General features: G+C 68.0%; 6 protein-coding genes and 2 pseudogenes. 3 read left to right on the top strand and 5 right to left on the bottom strand.

The genetic code is table 11. The features are described 5' to 3' along the window. Positions 1-537 precede the first annotated feature (537 nt). Positions 538-1,116 (top strand): annotated as a pseudogene (locus tag JOZ76_RS16050) (reverse transcriptase domain-containing protein); the annotation flags it as partial. A gap of 558 nt (positions 1,117-1,674) precedes the next feature. Here JOZ76_RS16050 and JOZ76_RS16045 read toward each other — a convergent pair. Together JOZ76_RS16045 and JOZ76_RS16040 are read right to left on the bottom strand one after the other, a co-directional pair. Beyond that, positions 1,675-2,826: pseudogene (locus tag JOZ76_RS16045) on the bottom strand (recombinase family protein); the annotation flags it as partial. Between the two features lie 104 nt (positions 2,827-2,930). After that, entirely contained in the window at positions 2,931-3,239 is a 309-nt protein-coding gene (locus tag JOZ76_RS16040; protein WP_291699620.1) for a hypothetical protein, read from the bottom strand. Between JOZ76_RS16040 and JOZ76_RS16035 the strand changes: the two genes are divergently transcribed. Then, positions 3,165-4,394, top strand: coding sequence for a group II intron maturase-specific domain-containing protein (locus JOZ76_RS16035; protein ID WP_291699618.1), 1,230 nt, complete (start codon positions 3,165-3,167; stop codon positions 4,392-4,394). The two genes, JOZ76_RS16040 and JOZ76_RS16035, sit on opposite strands and share 75 nt — an antisense overlap. Before the next feature lie 306 nt (positions 4,395-4,700). On the opposite strand, the gene JOZ76_RS16030 is transcribed toward JOZ76_RS16035, so the two are convergent. The 3 genes from JOZ76_RS16030 to JOZ76_RS16020 form a co-directional block, all read right to left on the bottom strand. After that, the gene (locus JOZ76_RS16030; RefSeq protein WP_291699617.1) at positions 4,701-5,255 is read right to left on the bottom strand and encodes a hypothetical protein; all 555 of its coding nucleotides are present in this window, start codon (positions 5,253-5,255) and stop codon (positions 4,701-4,703) included. A 13-nt stretch (positions 5,256-5,268) separates the two neighbouring features. Further along, positions 5,269-5,814 (bottom strand): putative immunity protein, encoded by a 546-nt coding sequence (locus tag JOZ76_RS38250; RefSeq protein ID WP_366938582.1) that lies wholly within the window; start codon positions 5,812-5,814, stop codon positions 5,269-5,271. Positions 5,815-6,033: 219 nt separating this feature from the next. Further along, entirely contained in the window at positions 6,034-6,999 is a 966-nt protein-coding gene (locus JOZ76_RS16020) for a GlxA family transcriptional regulator (protein ID WP_291699613.1), read from the bottom strand. Between the two features lie 181 nt (positions 7,000-7,180). Here JOZ76_RS16020 and JOZ76_RS16015 point away from each other — a divergent pair. Further along, on the top strand, positions 7,181-7,688 hold a 508-nt coding region (locus JOZ76_RS16015), incomplete at its 3' end, for a hypothetical protein (RefSeq protein ID WP_291699612.1).

The following is a 7,688-nucleotide window of genomic DNA, read 5'->3' as shown; positions in this document are numbered from 1 at the left end:
TGCAACTGCGCCGCGAGGCGCCCTGTTGTATCCCCGGCGCAGCCGGGAGGAACTCGAAGGGATGTTCTTGGGTCCAATGACTTACCCGGATCCGAAAGGTGAAAGGAACAATCGCATGTCAGGAAAGCGGCGGTCATGCCCAGGTGTCAGGGGTGAGGCGTCGCGGGACCCGCGTGATATGGCGAAAGCTGGATTGCCTGAAGCCGAATCTCCAGAAGATGAAAAGGCACATCCGCCGGAAAGGCACTTGTTACCGGCGCCATGCTCTGTGACGGCATTCTTGCAAGGCCGTCGCAACCTTCGGGGCATGGAGCGTTGCCCAGTGAGGGCAGTTAAGGAGATGAGTCGGACGCCTAAGTCACGCTCGGACGTACGACAGGGACGAACGCGGGATCAACCTTCGGGGCGCGAGCCCCAAGGTGACGGGGTGCCCATAGTAGTCGTGGGAGTAGCGACCCACCAAGGGGGACGGGAGAGCCGTCCACAGGGCGAAGGGGCACAGGTGGCTGGACTTCTATCGATCGTGAGGTATGCGTAATGCAGAGCGCCGAAACGGTCCTGGATGTCCTGCGTGATCGCGGCAGGCGCGGCCTGCCGTTGGAAGGGCTGTATCGGCAGCTGTTCAACCCGCAGCTGTATTTGCTGGCCTACGGGCGCATCTACTCCAACAAGGGAGCGATGACCCCCGGACCCGACGCGGAAACCGCGGACGGCATGACGCTGGGCAAGATCGAGCGCATCATCGACGCGTTGCGTTGCGAGCGCTACCGGTTCAAGCCCGTCAGGCGCCACTACATTCCCAAGAAGGACGGGAAGCAGCGGCCGCTTGGTCTGCCATCGTGGTCGGACAAACTGCTCGGCGAAGTGATCCGCCTGCTGTTGGAGGCGTACTACGAGCCGCAGTTCTCCGAGCACTCCCACGGCTACCGCCCCGGCCGCGGCTGTCACACCGCCTTGCGCGACGTGGCGATTGGATGGACGGGGACGACCTGGTTTATCGAAGGCGACATCTCCCGCTGCTTCGACCAACTCGACCATCAGGTCATGTTGGCGACGCTGAGGGAGGAGATCGACGATAACCGGTTCCTTCGGCTGATCGGCCAGATGCTGCAAGCCGGGTACTTGGAGGACTGGGTGTGGAACGCCACGCTCAGCGGCGCGCCGCAGGGCGGGGTCGTGACTGCTCCCACGCAAAAGGTAACTTGGGTCGTCGGGGCCTCGGTTCGGGGTGGGGATCGAGTGGCGGATCGTGACGGTGTCGTCGCCGCCGATGAGGACTTCGCGCACAACGAGCCGCAGGACGCGCTGCTGGCCGGCGGTGTCGAGCTGGTCCAGGCCGTCGGTGAGGCGGCCGAGGAACCCGTCGAGGGTGTCGGCGAGCTGGAGGTAGGTCTCGGCGTCGTGGAGTTCGGCGTCGAGGCGGTCGAGCTGTGCCTGGAGGGTGGTCTGGCGCTTGCGCAGAGCGGGCATCCGGCTGCGGAGCTCCTCGAGCGAGATCAGCTGTTCTTGGTAGGCCTCGATCAGCCGGGCGATCGCCTGGTCGGCGCGGGTGAGGTCGCGTTCGAGGGTCTCGCGGCGGCGGGCGGCAGGGTGCTCGGTTCGCAGCGCGGCGAGGCCGCGGTCGATCTCAGCGCGGACGAGCTTAGGGTCTTCGAGCAGTCGGCGGACCTCGGCCCAGACGAGCGGGTCGAGCTCATCAGCGCGGACGGGGCGGCTGCTGCATCGCTTGCCGTCGGGGTGCCGCCAGCCGTCCTGGCCGATGCACTGGTAGTAGCTGATCCGCTTGTTGGTGGTGCGGGTGCAGGTGCGGTAGCAGGAGTAGCCGCACTCGCGGCACACGAGCATGCCTTGCAGCAGCGTCAGCTCCTTGGTGTTGCGCTTGGAGAAGTGCGCGTTGGCTGTCAGCCGGTCCTGCGCGAGCGCGAAGGTCTCCTCGGTGACGAGCGGCGGCACCGGGATCAGCGTCCATTTCTCAGCGGGCTGGTCGGTGCGGGTCAGCCGGCGCCCGTGCTGCTCGCCGCGCTGGCGGGTCGTGCGTGTCGGGCCGCCGTGCCGCTCGGCGGTCTTGGTCTTGCCGAACGCGGCCAGTCCGCGGTAGGCGGGGTTGCGCAGCATCGCCCAGATCGTCGAGCGCTCCCAGCGCGTCTTGCCGGTCCGGGTCGGGACCCCGCGGTCGGTCAGCCAGCGCGCGAGCTCGCCGATCGAGACGCCATCGCCCGCGTAGCGGTCGAACACCTCGCGCACGATCTGGGCCTCGGTCTCGTCGATCTCCCAGTAGCCCTCCATGTGCTCGGAGCGCTTCACATACCGGTAGCCATAGGGTGCGCCGGACATCACCGCCTGGGAGCCGCCGCGCGCGCGGTGCAGCTTTCCGCGCCGCGTCCGCTCGGCGATCTGCGCGCGCTCGTACTCGGCGATCATCCCCTGGAACTGGCGCAGCAGCTCGTCCTCAGGGGTGCCGCCCCGCTCGGGTTCCTTGGCGAAGATGACCTCGATCCCGGAGCGGGCGAGTTCTTCGAGCAGCAACACCTGGTAGGCGTAGCGACGCGCCAGCCGGTCGGGCGCATGGCACAGCAGCAGCTCGAACGCCCCCTCGGCCGCGCGGTCGCGCAGCCGCTCGAGCGCCGGCCGGGTCAGCGTCGCGCCGGAGAACCCCTCGTCCTCGAACACCAGGTCCTCGGGCACGAGCAGCCCGCGCTCGGCGGCGAGCTCACGCAGCCCGACGGTCTGGCTGTGGATCGTCTCGTCCTGACGCTGGCGCTCGGAGGACACCCGCGCGTAGATCGCCGCCACCCTGCCCGTGTGCGAGGTCACGTCGCTCGTCATCATCGCTCCGTTCGTTGCGTGTCACTCGGCGCCGCTCGGGCACCACGAACCCGTACGCCTGCGCCAGCCGAGCACTGGCAAGCCGATCACCGACGAACTCGATCTCAACCCGCGGTGCCACCGTATCGCTCGTCGACGTGATCGAGATACAGCCTCACCGCCTCCGCGACGACCGCGCTCAGCGTCAGTCCTCGCGACCGCGCGTGCCGACGCAGGCCCGCGATCAGCGACGGCGCGAGTCGAACGGTGAACACCGTCGTGCGCTCCGGCACCGCCACGCCCTCCGGCCGCTCGATCGCCGCGCTCACGTACCGGCGAGCCTGCCGCTCCGACAGCCGATGTTCGGACTGCAGCACCCGTACCGCGTCCGCCGGCGCCAACTCCTCCGCCAACAGCTTGGCCGCCCGGTTCACCCTGACCGCGTACTCGTCCGCGTACGCTCGGCGACTGGCCATCAGTCCGTTGAGTACTACGCCTCACGGCCGACTCCTTCCCGACAGCCGCTGAATCGACCGCTCGAACTCGAAGTTTGCGATTGCGTGGGAGCAGTCGTCAGCCCTGTGCTGTTGAACGTCGCCCTGCACGGGATCGAGAAGGCCGCCGGAGTTCGCTACTACCCGGCCGGGCAGCGCGCCGGACGGATCGTGGCGGCGGGCTCCCCGACTTTGATCAGGTATGCCGACGATCTCCTCGCCCTCTGCCACTCACCGCAGGAGGCGCTCGAGGTCAAGGCCAGGCTTACCGACTGGCTGGCGCCCAGGGGCCTTGCCTTCAACGAGGACAAGACGCGCGTCGTCTCCCTCGACGAAGGATTCGACTTCCTGGGGTTCAACGTCCGCCGGTACGGCGCCAAGTCGCTGATCAAGCCGAGCAAGGCGGCTCAGAGACGGATCCGGGAGAGACTCCGCGACGAGCTGCGGTCCCTGCGCGGGACCAACGCCCAGGCGGTGATCAAACGGCTCAACCCGATCATCCGGGGATGGGCCGCCTACTACCGGACACAGGTCTCCAGCGAGGTGTTCAACGCGCTGGATCACTACCTGTGGCGGCTGGCCTACAAATGGGCCAGGTTCAGCCATGCGAACAAGTCGACGTCCTGGGTCGTCCACCGGTACTTCGGCATGTTCAACAAGTCCAGACAGGACCGGTGGGTGTTCGGCGCCCGCCACAGCGGCGCCTACATGCACAAGTTCTTCTGGACCAAGATCCGCCGACACCAGATCGTCATGGGCATGGCGTCACCAGACGACCCCGCCCTCACCGAATACTGGGCCAGCCGGCGGCGCAAAGCGACCCCGCCGATCAACATGACCACCCAACGGCTGATCGAAGCCCAGGATGGTCGCTGCGTGATCTGCGGTGGCACGCTCATCGCCGTCGAGGACCAGCCACAAACCCCGCGCGAGTGGGAACACTGGCTCACCAACACCCGCCAAACGATCAACACGATCACAACGCGGGAACCTGGCACGTCGGACGAGGTTGACGCCCGTCTCGTACACGCCGACTGCCGCAAAAGCAGCGGCCTGGCACTGCACAACGCCTACAAGCCACCAGGGCTTGCTTGAGCCGGATGCGGTGAAAGCCGCACGTCCTGGTTCTGAGGGGGGCCCGGCGCAGCAATGCGCCGGGCCTACCCGGCAGATCCGGGGAAGGCGTCGAATTGGGCGCGAGACCTGCAATCTCGGTATGCAGGTGCGCGCGCGACGCGAGCGCCGGCGGGTTCAGCATGCCCGTGTTCGCAGAAAACCAGGGCCGTGCGGCGATCGCCCCGGCCGGCATCATGGTCGACGACGCCAAGGTGCCCGCGAACGGCGACAAGGCGGACACGAATAGGTGGCGTGTCGCGGTGGCGGCTTCTCGGCATCGAAAGCCTACGCGTGGTCGCCCTGCAGCTCGTGCGGCAACGGCCACGAAAGCCGAAGCACCTCGCCGGGCGGCAGCGCCGCCCAGCGATGCAACAGGTCTGCAACGCCCACGATGGCCTCCGCGATGGTCGCGTCGTCAAGTCCGGACAGCCTCTCTGCCGCGGATCGGTCACCGGACCGAGCGACCCGCTCGCGCACCCCAGCCGGGGTGTCGAGGCCATCGCCGAAACGATTCGCGACGGCGTTGGTGAGAACTTTGGCCCGCCGGTGCCCCGCAGTCAGCCACCGAGACGCGGGTACGCCCTCGGCCGCCCCCGAGACGATTCGGCCCGCTTTCTTGCGCTTGGGATCACGGGCTGTCGCCGCGTGGGCGGCGGCAGCGTGGCGGCCGGCCTCAAGCTCTGCCCACAGTCCGTCGTCGATTCCGAAGATTGACTCCACCACCAGATGCGGAAGGTCGTGCACGACATGGACAGGCGCCCGCCGCACAGCTCCGCCCATCCTCAGATACGCGCGGTCCTGCTCCCCGGACCGATCCGCTTTCACAAACGTGACCTGCACTGCCGCCAGCTTGTCAGAGGCCGGGGGCGCTAGGAGAGCAAGCTGCCGTGGTGCTTTCCGTCTTCCTGATCGACTTGCGATCTGGGAGGGATGGTGTGGTCAGGGTCCGCCAAGCCGGCCTGGAGATCACGGATGATCGGGCCAAGAAAGCCTGAGGCGAGAAGCCCCGGCCCGAGGGACCGGCCGAGTTCTCACCGAAGGGCGGCAGCTCTCGCAGGGCGGTTCCGGTGGCCGCGGACATGTGGCCGAGCTGCCAGCGGATCTCGTCGCTCACAGCCTCCGGCCGGCCGCGGGCGGCCAGCCCAGCCGCCTTGGCGGCATACGCGGCGGCACCCAGCGCGTGCGCACCCATATGAGGGATGCTCGCCGCCTGCCCAGCCGCTCGGGCCGCCGCTGCCGCTGCGGGAACTCCTACCTCACGAGCGGCGTCATGACCGACAAAACGGCGGCGGATCTCGTCGACGACGCCAAGCTCACCACGTGCGAACGCCCGGGCCCGGGCGATGGCATCCCGAGGGCGGCCATCATCGGGAGCTGCGGCCTCGAACAATCCCAGCACCCGCTCCGCGCAGTCAGCAGCCCACGCCGCGACGACCCGCCGATCGGCTTCGCTCAGCGTCTGCGGAGAACCCACACCTAGATTCTGCCAACGGTTTCGGCGCTCAGGCCCCCCATGCCGCGCGTAGCAAGGCGCAGGTCCGCGATCGCGTGGCACCCCTCGTGCCCTGATAGCAGGGCGAGTGACCGTAACGGCTTGGGCGGCTGAGGCGTGAGTCGTTCAGCTGGTGAGGCGGAACCGGTCGCGGTACTCGGCGGGCGCGACGCCGAGGCGGCGTTGAAATGCTCGGCGCAGGACTTCAGCGCTGGCGAAACCGGTGGATTGGGCGACGGCGTCGAGCGACGGCGCGCCGTCCTCGAGCAGGTCTCGCGCGCGTTCGATGCGGAGCGTCTCGACGTAGGCGGCTGGGGTCTGGCCGACCTCTCGGTGAAACGCACGCGCGAATGAGCGCTCGCTCATCACGGCGTGATCGGCGAGCCTGGCGACGGAGAGATCCTCTTCGAGGTGCGCGGCGATCCAGGCTTGGAGTTCTCGCAGCGCCGGTCGCGCTGCTTGTTGGGCTGAAAGCGCCCTGCTGAATTGTGATTGGCCGCCGGGCCGTTTGAGGAACACAACCAGCGCGCGTGCCACGGCGAGCGCGATCGTTGGCCCGAGGTCGTCCTCGACCAGGGCCAGCGAGAGGTCAATCCCGGCGGTGATGCCGGCTGAGGTCCATACCTCGCCGTCGTGGATGAAGACCGGGTCGGGGTCGACATTGACTCCGGCGTAGCTGTGCGCGAGCTTGTCGCAGAACGCCCAGTGGGTGGTGGCGCGACGATCGTCGAGCAGTCCCGCCGCGGCGAGAACGAAGGCACCCGTGCAGACCGAGGCGGTACGACGCGCGCGTCGCGACGCTCGTGCGACCCAGTCAACGATCCTGTCGTCGTCGACTGCTGCGACTGCTCCCTCTCCGCCGGCGATGACGAGTGTGTCATGCCGGGGCGGAGGGTCGGGCAGGGGCGCGGAGGCTAGGCGGACTCCGCTGCTCAGCGTGATCGTGCCGTCCTGGGCTGGACTGACGACCTGGACCTGGTAGGCGCCGGGGATCTCTCGTGATGCGTGGTCGAAGACTTCGACCGGGCCGAATACGTCGAGCGACTGGCAGTGCTCGACGGCGAGGACGAGTACCTGGCGGGTCCTTGGCATCGACGCATCATCGCGCGATTCGGCGCTGGCGCCAAGGCCCGATGCCCCACGAATCCTGCCATTGATCACCCTTGCCCTGTGCGTTGGCGGGATTCGTGGGGCATCCGACCTAGACGCCAATCGCGATCGGCATCAAGCTGCCGATCCTCGCCCCGATCGAGACGCCATGAAGGAGCCTGTGATGAGCACATCGACCGAACCGTGCCGCGCACGCACCTCTGTTCCGCAGCGAGCAGGGGCGAGCACCGCAGGCCCGATTCAGCTCCTGACAGTCGTACTCGACGGAATCACCGCCAGCGACTACCTGGCCTGGGTCCGGGATCCAGAGCCGTCCGCGCTCGGTCGAGCCCTTCGGTCCGTCAGCGTCGAGGCCGACCCGGTCGAGCAGCGCATCGACCTGGAGCTGGTGTGGGACCGGCAGGCGCCGGCCCCGGAGACCGCCGTCGCCGCCGCGGGATTCGCGCTCACGCCAGAGGTGGTCGCGGTGCAGGACCGGGGCACGCGAACTGACCAACGAGAGGAGACCGACATGCACAACTCGCACATCCAGGCCGCCCTGGTCCAAGCTCGGGTCGACGAGCTTCACCGCGCCGCTGCGCGGGTGAGATACCAGCGCCCCGTGGGCTCCCCCGGCCGAGCAGCGCGGATCTCCATCCGTGCCGTAAGTGAGCTCATCGCTCGCCGGATCA

The organism is Bradyrhizobium sp. (assembly GCF_019244115.1).
Taxonomy (GTDB): Bacteria; Pseudomonadota; Alphaproteobacteria; order Rhizobiales; family Xanthobacteraceae; genus Bradyrhizobium.
The sequence above is the reverse complement of the archived record's forward strand: the minus strand, read 5'-3'. Positions and strand labels throughout refer to the sequence as shown.